At 64.8% G+C, this 18,862-nt stretch carries 15 protein-coding genes; 13 read left to right on the top strand and 2 right to left on the bottom strand.

The window, feature by feature from the left end:
* The 13 genes from mraY to ligA all read left to right on the top strand — a co-directional run.
* Nucleotides 1-888 (top strand): phospho-N-acetylmuramoyl-pentapeptide-transferase (mraY, locus tag B3M53_RS12910; protein WP_286800515.1); only part of this gene is annotated, 888 nt, incomplete at its 5' end.
* Nucleotides 889-928: 40 nt separating this feature from the next.
* Nucleotides 929-2,062, top strand: a complete 1,134-nt coding sequence (locus B3M53_RS12905; RefSeq protein WP_273019269.1) for an FtsW/RodA/SpoVE family cell cycle protein — start codon at nucleotides 929-931, stop codon at nucleotides 2,060-2,062.
* Nucleotides 2,059-3,156 carry an undecaprenyldiphospho-muramoylpentapeptide beta-N-acetylglucosaminyltransferase gene (murG, locus tag B3M53_RS12900; protein WP_273019270.1) on the top strand — a complete coding sequence of 366 codons (1,098 nt, stop codon included), beginning with the start codon at nucleotides 2,059-2,061 and terminating at the stop codon, nucleotides 3,154-3,156. Before B3M53_RS12905 ends, murG begins: the two co-directional genes overlap by 4 nt.
* Nucleotides 3,156-4,565 (top strand): UDP-N-acetylmuramate--L-alanine ligase, encoded by a 1,410-nt coding sequence (murC, locus tag B3M53_RS12895; RefSeq protein ID WP_022700078.1) that lies wholly within the window; start codon nucleotides 3,156-3,158, stop codon nucleotides 4,563-4,565. The genes murG and murC overlap by 1 nt, the downstream gene beginning before the upstream one ends.
* The gene (gene murB / locus B3M53_RS12890) at nucleotides 4,562-5,485 is read left to right on the top strand and encodes a UDP-N-acetylmuramate dehydrogenase (RefSeq protein ID WP_022700077.1); all 924 of its coding nucleotides are present in this window, start codon (nucleotides 4,562-4,564) and stop codon (nucleotides 5,483-5,485) included. The genes murC and murB overlap by 4 nt, the downstream gene beginning before the upstream one ends.
* Nucleotides 5,482-6,396 carry a D-alanine--D-alanine ligase gene (locus B3M53_RS12885; RefSeq protein ID WP_022700076.1) on the top strand — a complete coding sequence of 305 codons (915 nt, stop codon included), beginning with the start codon at nucleotides 5,482-5,484 and terminating at the stop codon, nucleotides 6,394-6,396. The genes murB and B3M53_RS12885 overlap by 4 nt, the downstream gene beginning before the upstream one ends.
* Complete coding sequence (locus tag B3M53_RS12880) at nucleotides 6,384-7,289, top strand: cell division protein FtsQ/DivIB (RefSeq protein ID WP_273019271.1); 906 nt, start codon at nucleotides 6,384-6,386, stop codon at nucleotides 7,287-7,289. Before B3M53_RS12885 ends, B3M53_RS12880 begins: the two co-directional genes overlap by 13 nt.
* A complete protein-coding gene (gene ftsA / locus B3M53_RS12875) occupies nucleotides 7,286-8,620 on the top strand; it encodes a cell division protein FtsA (protein ID WP_273019272.1) in 1,335 nt (444 codons plus the stop codon). The genes B3M53_RS12880 and ftsA overlap by 4 nt, the downstream gene beginning before the upstream one ends.
* Before the next feature lie 141 nt (nucleotides 8,621-8,761).
* A complete protein-coding gene (gene ftsZ, locus B3M53_RS12870) occupies nucleotides 8,762-10,351 on the top strand; it encodes a cell division protein FtsZ (protein ID WP_273019273.1) in 1,590 nt (529 codons plus the stop codon).
* A 213-nt stretch (nucleotides 10,352-10,564) separates the two neighbouring features.
* A complete protein-coding gene (lpxC, locus tag B3M53_RS12865; protein ID WP_040705177.1) occupies nucleotides 10,565-11,464 on the top strand; it encodes a UDP-3-O-acyl-N-acetylglucosamine deacetylase in 900 nt (299 codons plus the stop codon).
* 150 nt (nucleotides 11,465-11,614) lie between these two features.
* A complete protein-coding gene (locus B3M53_RS12860; RefSeq protein ID WP_022700071.1) occupies nucleotides 11,615-12,448 on the top strand; it encodes an outer membrane protein assembly factor BamD in 834 nt (277 codons plus the stop codon).
* A 23-nt stretch (nucleotides 12,449-12,471) separates the two neighbouring features.
* A complete protein-coding gene (gene recN / locus B3M53_RS12855; protein WP_273019274.1) occupies nucleotides 12,472-14,172 on the top strand; it encodes a DNA repair protein RecN in 1,701 nt (566 codons plus the stop codon).
* Nucleotides 14,169-16,256, top strand: coding sequence for an NAD-dependent DNA ligase LigA (gene ligA, locus B3M53_RS12850; protein WP_286800514.1), 2,088 nt, complete (start codon nucleotides 14,169-14,171; stop codon nucleotides 16,254-16,256). The genes recN and ligA overlap by 4 nt, the downstream gene beginning before the upstream one ends.
* Nucleotides 16,257-16,354: 98 nt before the next feature.
* Here the strand turns inward: ligA and B3M53_RS12845 are convergent, their stop codons facing one another.
* Together B3M53_RS12845 and B3M53_RS12840 are read right to left on the bottom strand one after the other, a co-directional pair.
* Nucleotides 16,355-17,257 (bottom strand): alpha/beta hydrolase, encoded by a 903-nt coding sequence (locus tag B3M53_RS12845; RefSeq protein ID WP_273019276.1) that lies wholly within the window; start codon nucleotides 17,255-17,257, stop codon nucleotides 16,355-16,357.
* Between the two features lie 99 nt (nucleotides 17,258-17,356).
* Nucleotides 17,357-18,862: ATP-dependent helicase (locus tag B3M53_RS12840; protein ID WP_286800512.1), on the bottom strand; the 1,506-nt coding region annotated here is incomplete at its 5' end.

Below are 18,862 nucleotides of genomic sequence, written 5' to 3'. Positions count from 1 at the left end.
CCCACCATGGGCGGGTTCATCATTCTGGCGGGCATACTGGCGGGGACGCTGATCTGGGCGGACATCTCCAACCCCTATCTGTGGGTGGTGATCTTCGTGACCGCAGGCTTTGGCGGCATCGGCTTTATCGACGACTGGCGCAAGGTCACCCAGAAATCCACCGAAGGCCTGTCGGGCAAGGGCAAGCTGATCCTGCAATTCATCATCGCCGCGATCGCGGTGGTGGCCATGGTCTATCTGCTCGATACGGCGCCGGACACGCCTGACAATTTCGCGACGTCTGTGGCCGTGCCCTTCTTCAAGGATCTGATGGTCCCGCTCAGCTACGCCTTCTATCTGTTTGGCATGGTGGTGATCGTGGGCGCGTCCAACGCGGTGAACCTGACGGACGGCCTGGATGGCCTCGCCATCGTGCCGGTGATGATCGCGGCGGCGAGTTTCGGCTTCATCGCCTATTTCGTCGGCTCCTCGGTGTATTCTGAATACCTGTTCCTGAACTTCACGCCCGGCACCGGCGAATTGTCGGTGATCTGCGGGGCGATGATCGGCGCGGGTCTGGGCTTTCTGTGGTACAACGCCCCGCCCGCCATGGTGTTCATGGGCGATACCGGTTCGCTGTCGCTGGGCGGCGCCATCGGCACGATCGCGGTGGCGGTGAAGCACGAGATCGTGCTGGTGATCATCGGCGGCCTGTTCGTGCTGGAAGCGGTGTCGGTCATGGTCCAGGTGGCCAGCTTCAAGCTCACCGGCAAGCGCGTCTTCCGCATGGCGCCGATCCACCACCATTTCGAGAAGCTGGGCTGGGCGGAACCCACCATTGTGATCCGGTTCTGGATCATCGCCTTCGTGCTCGCCCTGATTGGCCTGTCCACTCTGAAACTTCGTTAGGCCGCCGCATCGGCGGGCGCTGATGATTTAGGAAACGCGCATGAGCACCCGTCGCAAGGCCGGATTGTGGAGCGGACTGGACCGCCCGATTCTGGTCATCGTGATCTTCTTGATGGCGATCGGGATTGTTCTGGCCTTCGCCGCCAGTCCTGCGGCGGTCGAGCGCGCCGCCTGGATCGATGATCCGTTTTATTATCTGTACCGCCAGTTGTTCTTTGCGGGTATGGGGCTGGCCATCTTGGCGTTCGTCTCGGCGCTCTCAGTGACCGGCGTGCGGCGCTTTGCGGGGCTGGCTCTGGTGGGAGCCCTGATCGCGCTGGTTCTGGTGCTGATCGTCGGCGCCGACGTGAAGGGCGCGACGCGCTGGATTCGTCTGGGCACGTTTTCACTGCAGCCGTCGGAATTTCTCAAACCTGCGTTCGTGGTGATCGCCGCCTGGCTGTTCGCCGAGGAGGATCGCGGCGCGCCGGCGCCCGGCCGCCTGATCGCGTTCGGCTTTTACGGGCTGTCTGTTCTCTTGCTGATGCTCCAGCCCGATTTTGGCCAGACCGTGCTGATCTCGCTGGTGTTCGGCGCTTTGCTTTGGGCCGGCGGTCTGTCCTGGCTGCACACCACGATTCTGGGCGTTCTGGCGGTCATCGGCGGCGGCGGCGCCTATCTGGCGCTGCCCCATGTGCGAGACCGTATCCTGGACTTCATCGGCCCGGGCGGCGAGCGCACCCAGACTGAAACCGCGCTCGACGCCATGTCGCGCGGCGGGGTCTGGGGCGCCGGGCCGGGTGAGGGCCAGGTCAAGCATTTGCTGCCTGAAGCGCACACCGACTTCGTCTTCTCCGTGGCGGCGGAGGAATACGGGCTGATCGCCTCGCTGGCGATCATCGGGCTCTATGCGCTGTTGTTCGCGCGGGCCTGGATGTTGTCGCTGCGGCTGACCGATCCCTTCGCCCAGCTCGCCACCTCCGGGCTGGCGCTGCTCTTCGCTCTGCAGGCGCTTGTGAATATCGGAGTGAATCTCGATATCGCGCCCCCCACCGGCATGACCTTGCCCTTCATCTCCTATGGAGGCTCGTCCATGCTGGCTTTGTGTTTCTCCGCCGGCTTGCTGCTGGCGTTGACCCGTCGTCGTCCGGGCGCCTATGCGCATCGGGCTCGCCAAGGAGCGTTATCCGCGTGACCCCGAAACGATTGCTCATCGCCGCCGGGGGAACCGGCGGCCACATGTTTCCCGCACGCGCCGCCGCCGACGCCTTGATCGCGCGCGGCTGGTCGGTCAAGCTTGTGACCGACGCGCGCGGCGCCAAGCATGCGCGCGATTTTCCTGGCGATGGGGTGACCGAGATCGAGGCGTCCAGCCCGTTCTCCAAAAACCCGGTCAAGATGGCGCAATCGGTGATGAAGCTCACTACCGGCGTCTTCCAGGCGCGCCGCATTCTGGCGGAGTATAAGCCCCATGTGGTGGCGGGGTTTGGCGGCTATCCGGCCTTTCCGGTTCTGACGGCGGCGTGGATGAACTCCGTTCCGCGCGTCATCCATGAACAGAACGCCGTACTGGGGCGGGTGAACCGTCTGTTCGCCGGCTCGGTGGTCAGCGTCGCGTCCGGCTTCACGCGTCTCGACAAGATGCCTGACTCCGCCGTGCATGCGGTGACCGGTAATCCGGTGCGCGCCCAGGTGCTTCAGGCGCGTGAGGTTGAGTATGAGCCGCCGCAGCCGGGCGGGGAGATCCGGCTTCTGGTGCTGGGCGGCTCGCTCGGCGCCCGCATCCTGTCTGAAACCGTGCCGCGGGCGGTCGCCGCCCTGCCAGAAGACCTGCGTCTACGCCTGAAAGTGGTGCAGCAAACGCGTGAGGAAAGCCTCGACAGCGCCCGGACAATATACGCCGACGCCGGGGTTCAGGCCGAGCTCAGCCCGTTCTTTCGCGATATGGGCCGGCTTTACGCCGAGACCCATCTGGTGATCTCGCGTTCGGGCGCGTCGTCCGTGTCTGAAATCTCAGCCATTGGCCGTCCGGCCCTGTTCGTGCCGCTGGCCATCGCCATGGATGATCACCAGACGGCCAATGCGCAAGGGCTGGTCAAGGTCGGCGCGGCGGACATGATGACCGAGGCGGAATTCACCGTCGATAATCTGCGGGCGCGGCTTGAAACCCTGTTGGCGGACGGCGAAGCTCTGGACGCGCGTGCGCGCCTGGCGCGGACCGAAGGCCGACCCGACGCGCATGAACGTCTTGCTGATCTGATTATACAAGCTGCGGAGCCGAAAACCTGATGCCGCCTATTGATCTCGCCGCCTCCGTGGGTCCCGTTCATTTCGTCGGCATAGGCGGCATCGGCATGAGCGGCATCGCCGAAGTCATGCTGACGCTAGGCTATCAGGTCACAGGCTCTGACATCAAGGACAGCGCCAATGTCCAGCGCCTGCGAAACAAGGGCGCCGTGGTCCATATCGGCCACGCCGCTGAAAATGTGGACGGGGCCGGGGCGCTGGTGGTCTCAAGCGCGGTGAAGCCTGACAATCCCGAACTGGTCGCCGCCCGCGCCAAACGCACGCCGGTGGTGCGCCGCGCAGAGATGCTGGCCGAGCTGATGCGCCTCAAGCATGCGGTCGCGGTCGCCGGCACCCATGGCAAGACCACCACGACCTCGCTGGTGGCGTGCCTGATGGATTCCGCCGGCTTTGATCCGACTGTCATCAATGGCGGCATCATTTCCGCCTATGGCTCGAACGCCAAGATCGGCGAGGGCGAGTGGATGGTGGTCGAGGCCGATGAAAGCGACGGCTCCTTCCTGAAGCTGCGCGGATCGGTCGGGATCATCACCAATATCGACCCTGAGCATATGGAGCATTACGGCTCGTTCGACGCCCTGCGCGCCGCCTTCGCCCAGTTTGTCGAGAACCTGCCGTTTTATGGCTTTGCGGTGATGTGCATCGACCATCCCGAAGTGCAGGCGCTGGCGGCGAAGATCGAGGACCGCCGCGTCATCACCTATGGCTTCTCACCCCAGGCCGATGTGCGCCTGTCCAACCTCGTCATGGACGAGACGGGCGGGCATTTCGACCTGACTTTCCAGCCGCGCGGGACCGAGCCTGTGACCTGGGCGGGGATCAGCCTGCCGATGATGGGCGAGCATAATGTGCTGAACGCGGCCGGCGCTCTGGCGGTGGTTCAGGCGTTGGGCGGCGGCGAGGAAGAAGCGCGCACGGCGCTGGCGGGCTTCACCGGCGTCAAGCGCCGCTTCACCCTGACCGGACAAGCCCATGGCGTGACGGTGGTGGATGATTACGGACACCACCCCGTGGAGATCACCGCCGTTCTGAAAGCCGCGCGCCAGCAAGTGGGCGACGGCCGGGTACACGCCGTTGTGCAGCCCCACCGCTATTCGCGCCTGCATGACCTGTTTGAAGATTTCTGCACCTGTTTCAACGATGCGGACAGCGTGCTGGTGACGCCTGTGTTCGCCGCGGGTGAAGCCCCGATCGAGGGCGCCAGCCAGGAGGCGCTGGTCGCCGGACTGGCGCGCCATGGTCACCGCAACGCCAGCGCCACCACGCGCGAAAGCCTGCCGCGGGACCTGAAGGCCTTTATCGAGCCCGGCGATCTGATCGTCTGTCTGGGTGCCGGCGACATCACCGCCTGGGCGGCGGAGCTGCCCGAGCGTCTGGAGGCGCAAGGTTGAGCTGGCCCTCTCTCCTGCACCGTCTGCCCGAGGTTCGGGGCAAGCTGATCGAGAACGCGTCTCTGGCCGACATCACCTGGCTGCGCGTAGGCGGTCCGGCGCAAGTGTTGTTCCTGCCCGCAGACGCCGCCGACCTGGCGCGCTTTCTGGCGGAGACGCCGCGCGATATCGAGGTGCGGGTGCTGGGCGCGGGCTCAAACACGCTGGTGCGTGATGGCGGCCTGCCCGGCGTCACGGTCAAGCTGACGCCCGCTTTCGGCAAGGTCGAAGCGCTGGAGAACAACCGCATCCGCGCGGGCGCGGCGGCGCTTGATAAAATGGTCGCCAAGTCGGCGGCGAAAGCCGGGATTGCCGGCCTTGAGTTTTATGTGGGCGTGCCCGGCGCCATTGGCGGCGCGCTGCGCATGAATGCCGGGTGCTACGGGACCGAGACCAAGGACGTGCTGGTAGAGGCGATCGCGCTGGACCGCACCGGCCGCCGGATCGTCGCCCCGGTCTCTGAACTGGGATACGCCTATCGCCATTCGGAGGCGCCGGACGACTGGATCTTCATCGAGGCGGTGTTTGAAGGCCAGCCTGATGACCCCAAGGCCGTGACCGAGCGCATGACCGCCATCACCGAACGGCGCGAGACGACGCAGCCCATCCGCGAGAAGACGTCGGGTTCGACGTTCAAGAACCCCGACCCTGAAACCTCTGGCGGGCGTTCGGCCTGGCAATTGGTGGATGCGGTTGGCTGGCGCGGCAAACCCATTGGCGGCGCGCGCTTTTCCGAACAGCATTGCAATTTCCTGATCAATGACGGCACGGCGACCGCGCAGGATCTTGAAACCCTGGGCGAGACCGTGCGCGCCGCTGTGAAGGATCAGTTCGGCGTCGAGCTGGCCTGGGAAGTCAAACGGATCGGAGAGCCGCAATGAGCAAGCATGTGGCGGTTCTTTTGGGCGGGCGCAGCCCGGAGCGCGATGTGTCTCTGGTCTCGGGCAAGAAGGTGATCGAGGCGCTGGAGAGCCAGGGCTATCAGGTCTCTCCCATCGACCCCCAGGACTCGGACTGGATCGACCAGCTCAACGGCATAAAGCCCGACGTCGTCTTCAACGCGCTTCATGGCGATTGGGGCGAGGATGGCCGGGTGCAGGGCGTGCTCGATTATCTGGGCTTCGCCTATACCCATTCCGGCGTCGCGGCGTCGGCGCTGGCCATGGACAAGCAGCGCGCCAAGGCGGTGCTGCGCGAAGCGGGAATCGCTTGTCCTGAAGGTCAGCTGATCAGCCGGTTTGACGCTGCGCGCGAGCACGTCATGGCGCCGCCCTATGTGGCCAAGCCCAATGCGCAAGGCAGCTCGGTGGGCGTTCTGATCGTCACCGAAGGCGCGAACCGTCCGCCCGCCATTCTGGGCTCTGATGACTGGCCTTATGACGAAGAGGTGCTGATCGAGCGCTTCATTCCGGGGCGCGAGCTGACCGTGGCCGTGATGGGCGGCCGGGCGCTGACGGTGACCGAGATCGTCCCCAAAACCGCCTTTTATGATTATGACGCCAAATATGCCGAAGGCGGCTCGGTCCACCAGCTGCCCGCCGATGTGCCGCAAGCTGTCTTTGATCAGTGCATGCGCGATGCGCTGACCGCCCACCGTGTTCTGGGATGTGAGGGGCTGACACGCTCTGATTTCAGATATGATCCGGTGACAGGCGGGGTTTGGTTACTCGAAATTAACACCCAACCCGGCATGACTCCTACATCCCTTGCGCCCGAACAGGCGGCGCACTGCGGTATCGGGTTTCCCGATCTCGTAGCGTGGATGGTGGAGAATGCGGCGTGTCCAAGCTGAAGGGCGCCGGCGCTCGAGACTCATCGAAAGCCCGGCGCAAGTCGAATACAGCCCCCAAAGCGGCGGGCGGTCGAAAGCTGTCCAATTGGGCGGCCGCGCAATGGCGTGCGGCGCGTAACCGGGCGAGCTACGCCTTCAAACTGATTTTCACCGTCTTTGGCGCCTTGCTCGCGGGGACTGCGGTTATTCTGCTGGTGTTCGGTCAGCTTGATGATGTGGGCGGCATGCTGGCGGGTCGCGCCGAGACCGAGCTGGAGCAGGCGGGCTATACGCTTGACTGGCTCGATGTGGCGGGCGCTGACCGCACCGGCGTCGAGGAAATCGCCATGGCGGTAGGCGCCGCGCCGGGGCTGGGCCTCAGCCGGGTAGACCTGAACGCCGCACGGGACGCCATTCAGTCTTTGTCCTGGGTGAAATCGGCTGAAGTGTTGCGGCTGTGGCCGGACCGGATCGCGGTGCTGATCGAGGAACGCCAGCCCTATGCGCTATGGCAGATCAACCAGACCTATCATGTGATTGATGCAGGCGGCGCGGTGATCGACGCTGCGAACCCGCTCGAGTTCGCCTATTTGCCGCGCGTGGTTGGCGAGGACGCCAATCTCGAGGCGGCAAGCGTCATCGGATTGCTGGAGCTGCATCCTGACATTCGCGACCGGATCACCCACGCCATTCGGGTGGGCGAGCGGCGCTGGAGCCTTCGCCTTCAAAGCGGCGGCGATGTCTTGCTGCCCGAAGATGATCCCGCGAGCGCCCTGGCGCTGCTGGCGGCGATGCATGAGGAGCGCGGCGTGCTTGATTACGAAGCGCAGATTTTTGATCTCAGAAATGCCGGTGAAATGGTGATGCGTCCCTGGCCTGACCGGGCGGCGGAACGTGCAGGGCGAGGGGCGTGACAGTGGGAGCTATGGGGTTTTTCAAGCAGGGGGGCGCGTCGAGCGCCGCCACGCCGCCGCGCAAATCGGGCGTGTTCGCAGCGCTCGACATCGGCGCGTCCAAGACTGTCTGCTTCATCGCCAAGACCGAAGAGACGCTGGCGGGATTGCGCCCGCGCGTTATCGGCGTAGGCCATCAATCCACCCGCGGGGTCCGCGCCAGCCAGGTGGTGGACGTCAATCTGGCCGTTGAAAGCATCCGCGCCGCAGTGGAAAACGCCGAGCGCATGGCGGGCCATACCGTCAGTGAAGTCTATCTGGCCGCGTCCGCCGGCGCGCCCTCGAGCGCGCGCATCTCTGTTGAGATGGATCTGGCCGCCCGCGAAGTCACCGATCGCGATCTGCGCCGCATCCTCGCTGAAGCCCTGCGTCGTCATCACGAGCAAAAACGCGTCCTGCTGCACGCTCTGCCCTTGTCCTGGCGGGTGGATGGCCATCGCGGGGTCAAGGATCCGCGCGGCATGTTCGGCGAGAGCCTGGGGGTGGATTTGCACCTGGTCAGCGCCGCCGCCGATCCCTTGCAGAACCTGATTTCCTGCGTTGAGCGTTGCCAGCTGACTGTCGCAGGCGTCGCGGCCACGCCCTATGTGTCCGGCATTGCGGCGCTGGCGCCGGATGAGCGCGATCTGGGCGCCATGCTCATTGATATGGGCGCGCACACCACCACGGTCGCCGTGTTTAACGAGGGCGCGCTGCAGCATGTGGACGGGGTGCCGGTGGGCGGCGCCCATGTGACCAACGATATCGCGCGCGGCCTGTCCACGCCCGTGAACGCCGCCGAGCGCATCAAGGCGCTGCATGGCTGCGCGCTGGACAGTCCCGATGACGACCAGATCATGATCGAGACGCCGCCCGTCGCAGGGTCCGGCGCAGTGACCATGAACCAGCAGCCCAAGGCGCTTCTGAACGCCATCATTCGCCCGCGTCTGGAAGAAGTGTTCGAAATGGTGCGCGATCGGCTCGACGCGGCCGGCGCCGCCAGCGCGGCGGGGCGCTCTGTGGTGTTGACCGGCGGCGCGGCGCAATTGCCCGGCGCAGCGCAACTGGCCGGCCGGGTCCTGGGTAAACAGGTCCGCCTGGGGCGGCCTGATACGTTGGCGGGGCTCGGCGATGCGGTCAGCGGTCCGGGCTTCAGCGCGGCGGCGGGATTGCTGCTGCGCTGCGTGCAAGGCCCGTCGGAAGCCATCTCCGGTCCGCCGCGGTTCGACCAGGGCCCTGTGCGCATTCGCGAGCGCGCGGATGGCGAAGGCGGCATGAAAGCGGTCTGGCGCTGGTTCGCGGAAAGTTTCTAGACTCCTTATCCAGACTCAAGGTTCTATTATTGTTCGCGAAAAAAGGTTTGCTCAGAGGGGGAAGGTTTAACCCTCGATTAAGCTAGAGCGCGCAGTCTCACGGGGTGATTCGTTAACTCTACCGCCCCACGGAGACCTGCCATGCCCTTGAACCTTTCCGCGCCAGAAACCACCGAACTGAAACCTCGCATCCTGGTATGCGGTGTGGGCGGCGCCGGGGGCAACGCCGTTAACAACATGATCGACGCCCAGCTTGAGGGCGTGGACTTTGTGGTCGCCAACACCGACGCGCAGGCGCTGCAGCGCGCGCGGACTGATCGACGCATCCAGATGGGGGCTGCGATCACCGAAGGTCTGGGCGCTGGGGCGCGCCCGGAAGTAGGTGAGCAGGCGGCCGAAGACTCTCTGGCCGAGATCCAGGAACATCTTCAGGGCGCGCACATGGTGTTCATCACCGCCGGCATGGGCGGCGGCACCGGCACCGGGGCTGCGCCTGTGATCGCCCGCGCTGCGCGCGAGCAAGGCATTCTGACCGTGGGCGTGGTCACCAAGCCGTTCCATTTTGAAGGCACGCGCCGCATGCGCTTGGCGGAGTCCGGCATTGACCGGCTGCAAGAGCATGTGGATACGCTGATCATCATTCCGAACCAGAACCTGTTCCGGATCGCGACCGAGAAGACGACCTTCGCGGAAGCCTTCGGCATGGCCGACCAGGTGCTGCATTCGGGCGTTCGCGGCATCACCGATCTGATGGTCATGCCCGGCCTTATCAATCTCGACTTCGCCGATGTGCGCACCGTGATGAACGAGATGGGCAAGGCGATGATGGGCACGGGCGAAGCCAATGGCGAGAAACGCGCCGTGGAAGCCGCCAACAACGCCATCAACAACCCGCTGCTTGACGATGTGTCGATGAAAGGCGCCAAGGGCGTGCTCATCAACATCACTGGCGGCATGGACATGACGCTTTATGAAGTCGACGAAGCGGCCAATGAAATCCGCAATGAAGTCGACCCGGACGCCAACATCATCGTCGGCTCCACCTTCGACCCCGAGCTCGACGGCATCATCCGCGTATCTGTGGTCGCCACTGGCATCGACGCCGAAATGAACGAAGCCACCGATCCGCGTCGCCGCCAGGGCGCCGAGCCGGTTTCCGCGATGTGGAAGGGCCGTGAGACCCGTCAGCAGCGTCAAACCGAACCGCTGGTGCGCCGCGCCTCTGACGCGGTGGCGGTCAACGAAACCCCTCAGCAGGCGACGCCGGCCTCTCATACGGGTCATGCCGCTCATACGGGTCATGCCGGACACGCGGCGCAGGGCTCTGTAACGATGCGCGGGTCAGACGCCGTGAATACGCCGGATTCCTTCACGGGCGGCGAGCCGGTGCATCCGGTCGCCAAGCCCGCCGTGGTCGAAACCCGCGAGCGCCTGGAGCGCGAAATCTCCGCCTCCGCTGAGCCTCACCAGGCTCCGGTCCAGCCGCAGGCGCAACAGGCGCCGGTGGAAGAAACCAAATCGCGCGAGCCGCGCCGTGGCCTGTCGCTGTTCGGCCGCCGCAAGTCTGCTCCGGTTGAGCAGAAGGCGCCGAGCCAGCCCGAGCGTCACAGCGTGGTGCGCCCGGTTGAGGCTGCGCCGCGACCCAGCCAGCCCAGCGGGGACCTGTTTGGTGAGGATCTTGACGAGAACGAGCTGGAAATTCCGGCCTTCCTGCGTCGCCAAGCCAACTAGGCCGAACTTATAACGCATTGAAAACGCGTCGCTCTGTTTGTTCGGGGCGGCGCGTTTTGCGTTTCAGCGCCGGTTTCGTAACACGGTGCAACAATCCTTTAATTGCGGGATGCAACCCGGCCCGTAGTGTGCAGGGCGAGGGGCATAGCCTGTTAAGCATCTTGCGATGTGGCGGGCTATTGGATTGACGAACAACTGGATTGGGCCTGCTTCATGATTGAACGCGCAACTTTGGCGGCGCCGGCGGTTTGCGCCGGGATCGGTTTGCACACCGGGGCCCGTGTCCGCATGGCCATGAAGCCCGCATCGCTGGGCTCGGGCATCGTTTTTGAGCGTACCGATCTGGATGTCGAGGACTGCTTCATTCCGGCGCGCCGCGACTATGTGCGCTCCACCGATCTGGGCACCACCTTGGTTAATGACGCCGGCGCCTCCGTCGCGACGGTCGAGCATTTGATGGCGGCGTTGGCGGGGCTGGGCGTGGACGATCTGATGATCGAACTCGACGGTCCCGAAGTGCCGGCCATGGACGGGTCTTCCGCGCCCTTCGTCGATCTGATCCTGCAAGCGGGACTGAAAACCCGACCGGCGCCGCGCAAAGCGCTTCAGGTGCTGAAGCCTGTCGAGGTCGAGGACGGCTCTCGCCATGCGGTTTTCCTGCCGTCTCTGCGTCCGGGCATTGATGTGGAGATCGACTTTGACGATCCCGCCATCGGTCGCCAGCACTTTGCGTTTGAAGTCAATCGCAGCAATTTCCAGGACCTGGTCGCTCCGGCGCGCACATTCGGCTTCCGCCGTGAGTTCAGCGCGCTGTTGAAGGCGGGCCTGGCGCGCGGCGGCTCCATGGAGAACGCCGTCGTTGTGGATGAAGGCGGCGTCGCCAATCCCGAAGGCCTGCGTTTCGCCGATGAGTTCGTGCGTCACAAGGCGCTGGACGCCCTGGGGGATCTGTATCTTCTGGGCGCGCCGATCATTGGCCTTTATAAAGCGCATCGTCCCGGACATGGCCTCAACGCCAAGGCTTTGGCGGCTCTGCTGGCTGATGAAAGCGCCTGGCGCTGGACATCGATGAGCGACAGCACCGTGCAGAGCGAGCGCCTCGTTCACTCCTGATCGCGGCAGAAAAGCCCGCACTTATTCACACCGGGCCTGATAGGGTGCTTTTGCCCGCGCCCGCGATGGGTTAAACCATTCGCAATACCTAAGAGTCCGCTGCGTCCTGAGGGTCAGGGCAGGCGGACGCCGGCTTGAGGGCGTGTGTCCATGAAGACTGTTCTGCGTATTGCTGTTCTGGGCGCCGTCGCCTTGTCGCTCACCGCTTGTGCGGGGCGAGACCGCGAAGAGCTGGCCTATGTGGAGCAGCCGGTCGAGACGCTCTACGCCGAAGCGTTCGAGAAGATGCAGCGCCGCCGTTATGACGAGGCCGCCGCCTATTTCGACGAAGTGGAACGCCAGCACCCGTTCTCCGAATGGGCGCGCCGCTCCATGCTGATGGCGGCTTATGCGAACTATCGTCAGTCCAAATATGACGAGGCGATCTCAGATGCGCAGCGCTTCATCGCCCTGCATCCGGGCAACGCCAGCGCGCCTTATGCCTATTATCTGATCGCGCTGAGCTATTATGAGCGCATCTATGATGTGGGCCGCGACCAGTCCACCACCCAGCAAGCGCTGCAGGCGCTCGAGCAGGTGGTGCGCCGGTATCCCGACACGCCTTACGCCCAGGATGCGCGCCTGAAAATCGACATGGCGCGCGATCACCTGGCCGGCAAGGAAATGAGTGTTGGCCGCTGGTATCTGCGCAATGGCTATCATCTGGCGGCGATCAATCGCTTCCAGAATGTGATTCGCGATTACGAGACCACCAGCCACACGCCCGAAGCCCTGCACCGTCTGGTGGAGGCTTATGTCAGCCTGGGCGTGGATGAAGAAGCCCGCCAGGTCGCAGCCGTTCTGGGCTATAACTTCTCCGGGTCTGAATGGTATGAGGACAGCTATGATCTGCTGACCTCGCGCGGGATCGCCGTGCCGGGCTCTGAAGATCTGGAACGTGATCCGTCCTTGCTGCGGCGCGCGTTGAACCGCGTCTTCGGCTAATTTCAAGCGCACTGCGAACCTGAATGCTGGCTTCGCTCTCCATCCGTGACATCGTCCTGATCGACTCGCTCGATCTGATGTTTGACGCCGGTCTGTCCGCGCTGACGGGCGAGACCGGCGCCGGCAAATCCATTCTTCTGGGCGCTCTGGGTCTGGCGTGCGGCGAGCGCGCTGAACGCGCCCAGGTGCGCGCGGGCGCTGACAAGGCGGTCGCCATCGCCATGTTCGAGCCCCCGGTGGACCATCCTGTCTATGCCTTGCTGGACGAGGCGGGCGTGGATGTGGAGGCGGGCGAAGCGGTGATCCTGCGCCGCACCCTGACCGCGGACGGCCGCTCGCGGGCGCATGTGAATGACCAACCCGCCAGCGTCGGCCTGCTCGCTCGGCTGGGCGAGGTGCTGGTGGAGATCCATGGCCAGCACGACGGACGCGGCCTGATGGACCCCAAGAGCCATCGCGGCCTGCTGGACGCTTATGCGGACTCATCCGCTGAACTGACGGTGGTGAAGGCCGCCTGGACAAGTCTCAGTGACGCCCGGTCTCGCATGGACGAGCTGACGGACGCCCGGGACAAGGCGGCCAGCGAAGAAGCCTTTCTGCGGGGCAGCGTGGAAGAGCTGGAGGCGCTTGATCCCCAGGCGGGGGAAGAGGCGAGCCTCGCCGCCGAACGCAAATTCCTGCAGCAGGCCGAATCCGCCCTCACTGAACTTAATGACGCCATGGACGCCGTGGCGGGCGGCGACGGCCTGTCCAACCGCCTGAACACCGCCCTGCGCGGGCTTGAGCGCGTGCGCGGCGCCCTGGGTGAGGCGGATGGCGCTGAAGGTGCGGCTGGCGAGGCGCAGGCGTCTGTGGAACGGGCCGCCGGCGCGCTGGATCGGGCGCTGATCGAGTTTAACGAGGCCGAGGAAGCGCTGTCAGACGCCGCTGCGCGCTTTGATGTGGAGCCGGGCCGCCTCAACGAGGTCGAGGAGCGCCTGTTCGCCCTGCGCGCCGCCGCGCGCAAGCATAATGTCGAGGTGGATGAGCTGGCCGAGCTTCGTGACCGTCTGGCGAGCCGGCTCGACATGATCGAACACGCCGACGACCGGCTGAAAGAGGCCGAAGGCGCGCTGAACGCCGCGCAGGCGGACTATGCGCGCGCCGCCAAGGCGCTGACGGCCTTGCGGACCGAAGCGGGCGTTGCGCTCGCCAAAGCCGTCGAGGCCGAACTTGCGCCGCTCAAAATGGACAAGGCGCGGTTCCGTGTGCGCGTCGAGACAGATGAAGACAAGCCCGGCGCAAGCGGTTGGGACAAGGTCGCGTTTGAAGTCGCCACCAATCCCGGCGCGCCGTTCGGACCGCTCGACAAGATCGCCTCGGGCGGCGAGCTGTCACGTTTCGCGCTGGCCCTGAAAGTGTGTCTGGTGGGCGAGGACGCCCGCACCATGGTGTTTGACGAGGTGGATCAGGGCGTGGGCGGCGCGGTGGCCGATGCGGTCGGGTCACGCCTCAAACGCCTGGCGGAAACCGGTCAGGCGCTGGTGGTCACACACAGCCCGCAAGTGGCCGCGCGCGCCAGTGCGCACTATCGTATCGAGAAGGCGGAGCAGGGCGAAAGCATGCGCACGACCGTGCGGCGCCTCGCCGAAGACGACCGCCGCGAAGAAATCGCCCGCATGCTGTCGGGCGCGGAAATCACCGATGCGGCGCGCGCCGCCGCCGACCAGCTGATGGGCTCATGAACGCTGCGCTAAAGGATGTGGAGGCGCTGACCTCCGAGGACGCCGCCACAGAACTCGAACGCCTCGCCCGCGAAATCGCCAAGCATGATGCGGCGTATTACGAGAAAGACGCGCCGAAAATCTCGGACGCCGCCTATGACGCCTTGCGGGCGCGCAATACGGCGATCGAGGCGCGCTTTCCCGAGCTGAAACGCAAGGACAGCCCGTCTGAGCGCGTCGGCGCCAAACCGTCCGAGCAGTTTGGCGAAGTGGTCCACGCCGTGCCCATGCTGTCTCTGGGCAATGCGTTTGAAGACCAGGATGTGCGCGATTTCGCTGACCGTATCCGCCGCTTCCTCAATCTGAAAGACGACACCCTCGTTCTGACCGCCGAGCCCAAGATTGACGGGCTGAGCGCCAATCTGCGTTATGAAAAGGGCGAGCTGGTGATCGGCGCCACCCGCGGCGACGGCCGGTCGGGCGAAAACGTCACCGCCAATCTCAAGACCATTCCCGACATTCCCCACAAGCTTGAGGGCGATGTGCCGGACGTGCTGGAGGTGCGCGGCGAGGTCTATATGAGCCATGCCGATTTCGCCTCGCTCAACGCCATGCAGGAAGAGCGCGGCAAACCCGCTTACAAAAACCCGCGCAACGCCGCCGCCGGATCGCTGCGTCAGATCGACCCGGCCATCACCGCCGAGCGCCCCTTGCGCTTTTTCGCCTATGCCTGGGGCGAGCTGAGCGAACCGCTCGCCGAGACCCAGTATGACGCCGTCAAACGCCTGGGCGCATTGGGTTTTGTCATCAATGACGACATGGTGCGCGTGGACAGCGTCGAGGCGGTGATCAACCATTACCATGCGCTGGAAGAGAAACGCGCCGATCTCGGCTATGACATTGACGGGGTGGTCTACAAGGTGGACCGGCTCGACTGGCAGGAGCGGCTGGGCTTTGTCGCCCGCGCGCCGCGCTGGGCCATCGCGCACAAATTCTCGCCCGAGAAAGCCGTGACGCGTCTGAACGCCATCGAGATCCAGGTGGGGCGCACGGGCGCGCTGACGCCCGTCGCCAAGCTCGAACCCGTCACCGTGGGCGGCGTGGTGGTGTCCAACGCCACCTTGCACAATCAGGACGAAATCGAGCGCAAGGATGTGCGCGTGGGCGACACCGTGATCATCCAGCGCGCCGGTGATGTGATCCCGCAAGTGGTTGAAGTGGTGCTGGGCAAACGCCCGGACGGCGCCGAACCGTTTGAGTTTCCCACGCTGTGCCCCGTCTGCGGCAGCCATGCCGTGCGTGAAGAGGGCGAGGTGGTGCGCCGCTGTACGGGCGGGCTGATCTGTGACGCGCAAGCGGTCGAACGGCTCAAGCATTTCGTGTCTCGCAAGGCGTTTGACATTGAAGGGCTGGGCGCGAAACAGATCGAGGCTTTCTTTCATGAGGGCCTCGTCAAACAGCCCGCTGACATCTTCACCCTGCGCGCGCGCAATGAGGCGGGCGAGATCAACCCGCCCATCCAGACCCGCGAGGGCTGGGGCGAGCGTTCGGCGGCGAACCTGTTTGGCTCGATTGATCAGCGCCGCAGTATCGGCCTCGCGCGCTTTCTGTTTGCGCTCGGCATCCGCCATGTGGGCGAGGAGACCTCTCGCCTGATCGCGCGCAGCTTTACGAGCTGGCAGGCCGTGCGGGAGACCGCTGAAGCCGCCAACCAGCCCGGCGAGGCCTTCGCCGCCTTCATGGATATTGACGGCATTGGCGAAACGGCGGTGAAAGCCCTCGCGGAGTTCTTCGCCGAAAGCCATAACCAGGACGCGCTGAACGCGCTGCTTGAGCATGTGACGGTGGAAGACGCTGAACAGGTCGCCGCCGAGAGCCCTGTCGCCGGTAAGACGGTGGTGTTCACCGGCTCGCTTGAACGCTTCACCCGCGATGAAGCCAAGGCGCGGGCGCAGTCCCTGGGCGCAAAGGTATCAGGCTCGGTCTCCGGTAAAACCGACATTCTCGTCGCCGGCCCCGGCGCAGGCTCCAAGCTCAAGAAAGCGCAGGAGCTGGGCGTTCAGACGATGACCGAGGATGAATGGCTGGCGCTGATCGGGGGGTGATGCCGCATGGGCCTCCGGATCAAGTCCGAAGGCCGAACTGCTGGCGAAACCCTCTCGGTCCTCGGGCTTGACCCGGGGACCCATAAGGGCGAGGGAGCCTACTCCCCCAGCAACCGCTCCACCTCACCCAGAATGACCTCCCAGGCCGGCGCGGTCGGGTCGATCAGCTCGAAATGCCCGGCGTTCTCCAGCGTCACTTCAGTGACCGTATCGCCTGCCGCTTGCGCCTCAGCCGTATAGGAGACGCCGAACTGCGGCGGCACGATGGGGTCGAGTTCGCCTGACATGATCACCTGCTCCACGTGCAGAGGGAGAAGCTGGACCGGTGACGTGTCGGCATAGGGCGTAGCGCCGGGATGGCCCGCGATCAGCGCGTCCACGGTGTCGGGTTCACCGCAACGGCCAGGGCCGTCAGCGCGGTAAAGCTCCAGATCATTGATACCCGCCAGCGTGATGACGCCATTGGGGGTGAACGGGTTCGGTGCGGCCAGAGGACTGTCCGTAAGCTGGCCGCGTGCGGCGGCCCATAGCGCCAGATGCCCGCCCGCGGAATGGCCCATCAGCACGGTGCGCTCAAGATCAATGGGATAGGTCTCCGCCAGCGTCAGCACATAATCGGTCGCCATCGCCACGCTCTCAAACGTGCCGGGATAGCCGCCCGTCTCATGACCGAGGCGCGGATAGGTGAGGTTCCAAACCGCGATCCCGCGCGCCTTCAGGTCCGCGTTGAGCTGGTCTTGAAGGATGGTGCCCGGAATGGCCGCCTGCCAGCACCCGCCATGGATCATGATCACCAGCGGGAAAGGGCCGTCGCCCTCTGGAAGCCATAGCTCGCCATACTGCTCTTCGCCTTGGCCGTATTCGATGCGGGCGTCAGCGGACGCGCGCTCACGGTCGAGAAGGTCGCGCCAGCTGATCGGGCGGGCGTCAGCGTGCGGGTCTTGAGCCAACGTGGGCGCGGTGACGAGGAGGGCGGCGGCGAGGCTGAGGGCGAGGCGCATGTATCTCTATTCCATCTCGGTCCTCGGACTTGATCCGGGGACCCATTGAAGGCGTAGCATAGGCCTCCGGATCAAGTCCGAAGGCCGAGAGGTTGGGCGCTAAGGCGCCTCTTCCACAAAGCTCGCGACCACCTTCTTCAGGCCGGCCTTGTCGAACGCCACGCTGAGCTTGGCGCCGTCGGCGGTTTTCACCGTGCCATAGCCGAATTTCTGGTGGAAGACGCGGTCGCCGGGCTTCCATTTGGAGGTTCCGCCCACCGAGCTTGAGTCGATGAGGGTCGCCTGGCCTTCGATGACGCCGGGATCAGGGCGACGGCCCGACGCCTTGCTGGCCTGAAAGCGTTTCCAGCCGGGGCTTTCATAGCTGGACTTGAATGGATCGGCGGCTTCCGCCACGCCTTCAAAGCCGGGCCCGGCGTCGTAATAGCCGGTCTCCGATTGCGCTTCGCAATGGTCGGGCGGCATTTCGTCGATGAAGCGCGATGGCAGCACCGATTGCCAGCGACCGAAAATCATCCGGTTGGCGGTGAAGCTGATGACCGCGCGCTGGCGGGCGCGGGTAATGCCCACATAGGCGAGGCGCCGTTCTTCTTCCAAAGCCGCCGTGCCGCCCTCATCCATGGAGCGTTGGGAGGGGAAGACGGTTTCTTCCCAGCCCGGCAGGAAGACCAGCGGAAATTCGAGTCCCTTGGCGGCGTGCAACGTCATGATGGAGACCTCGTCGCCATCTTCCTTGCGGTCGGCGTCCGACACCAGGGCGATGTGTTCGAGGAAGGCTTCCAGGCTGTCAAACTCGCCCATGGAACGGACGAGTTCTTTCAGGTTGTCGAGCCGGCCGGCGGCTTGCGGGCTCTTGTCCTCGCGCCACATGGCCGTATAGCCGCTCTCATCGAGGATCACTTCCGCCAGCTCGTCATGGCGCATGGTCTCTGACTGCTCGGCCCAGCGATCCAGATCGCGCAGGAAGGCGATCAGCCCGGTGCGGCCCTTGCCCCTTATCTCGTCGGTCTGGGTCATCAGGCGTGCGGCGGCGGCCATGGACACTTCGGCGCCGCGCGCGGCCATGGCGATCTTCTGAACCGAGGTGTCGCCCACGCCGCGTTTGGGGGTGTTCACCACGCGCTCGAACGCCAGATCATCATCCAGGCTCCGCACCAGCCGCAAATAGGCGAGGGCGTCGCGGATCTCGGCGCGTTCGAAAAAGCGTGGTCCGCCGATCACCTTGTAGGGAAGCCCCAGCATGATGAAGCGGTCTTCAAACGCCCGCATCTGCCACGACGCGCGCACCAGAACGGCGATGTCGGAATGCTGGCCGCCTGAGCGCACATGGCCCTCGATCTCGTCGGCGACAAAGCGCGCTTCGGCCTCGCCGTCCCACAGGCCGGACACCTGGACTTTCTGGCCGGGATCATCCTCGGTCCACAGCGTCTTTCCAAGCCGCGCCTTGTTGGCGGTGATCAGGCCCGCCGCGGCGCCGAGGATATGGCCCGTCGAGCGATAATTGCGTTCGAGGCGAATGACTGTCGCGCCGGGAAAATCCTGTTCAAAGCGCAGGATGTTGTCCACTTCCGCGCCGCGCCAGCCATAGATCGACTGGTCGTCATC

The sequence above is a fragment of the Oceanicaulis sp. UBA2681 genome (assembly GCF_002354675.1).
Taxonomy (GTDB): domain Bacteria; phylum Pseudomonadota; class Alphaproteobacteria; order Caulobacterales; family Maricaulaceae; genus Oceanicaulis; species Oceanicaulis alexandrii.
The sequence above is the reverse complement of the archived record's forward strand: the minus strand, read 5'-3'. Positions and strand labels throughout refer to the sequence as shown.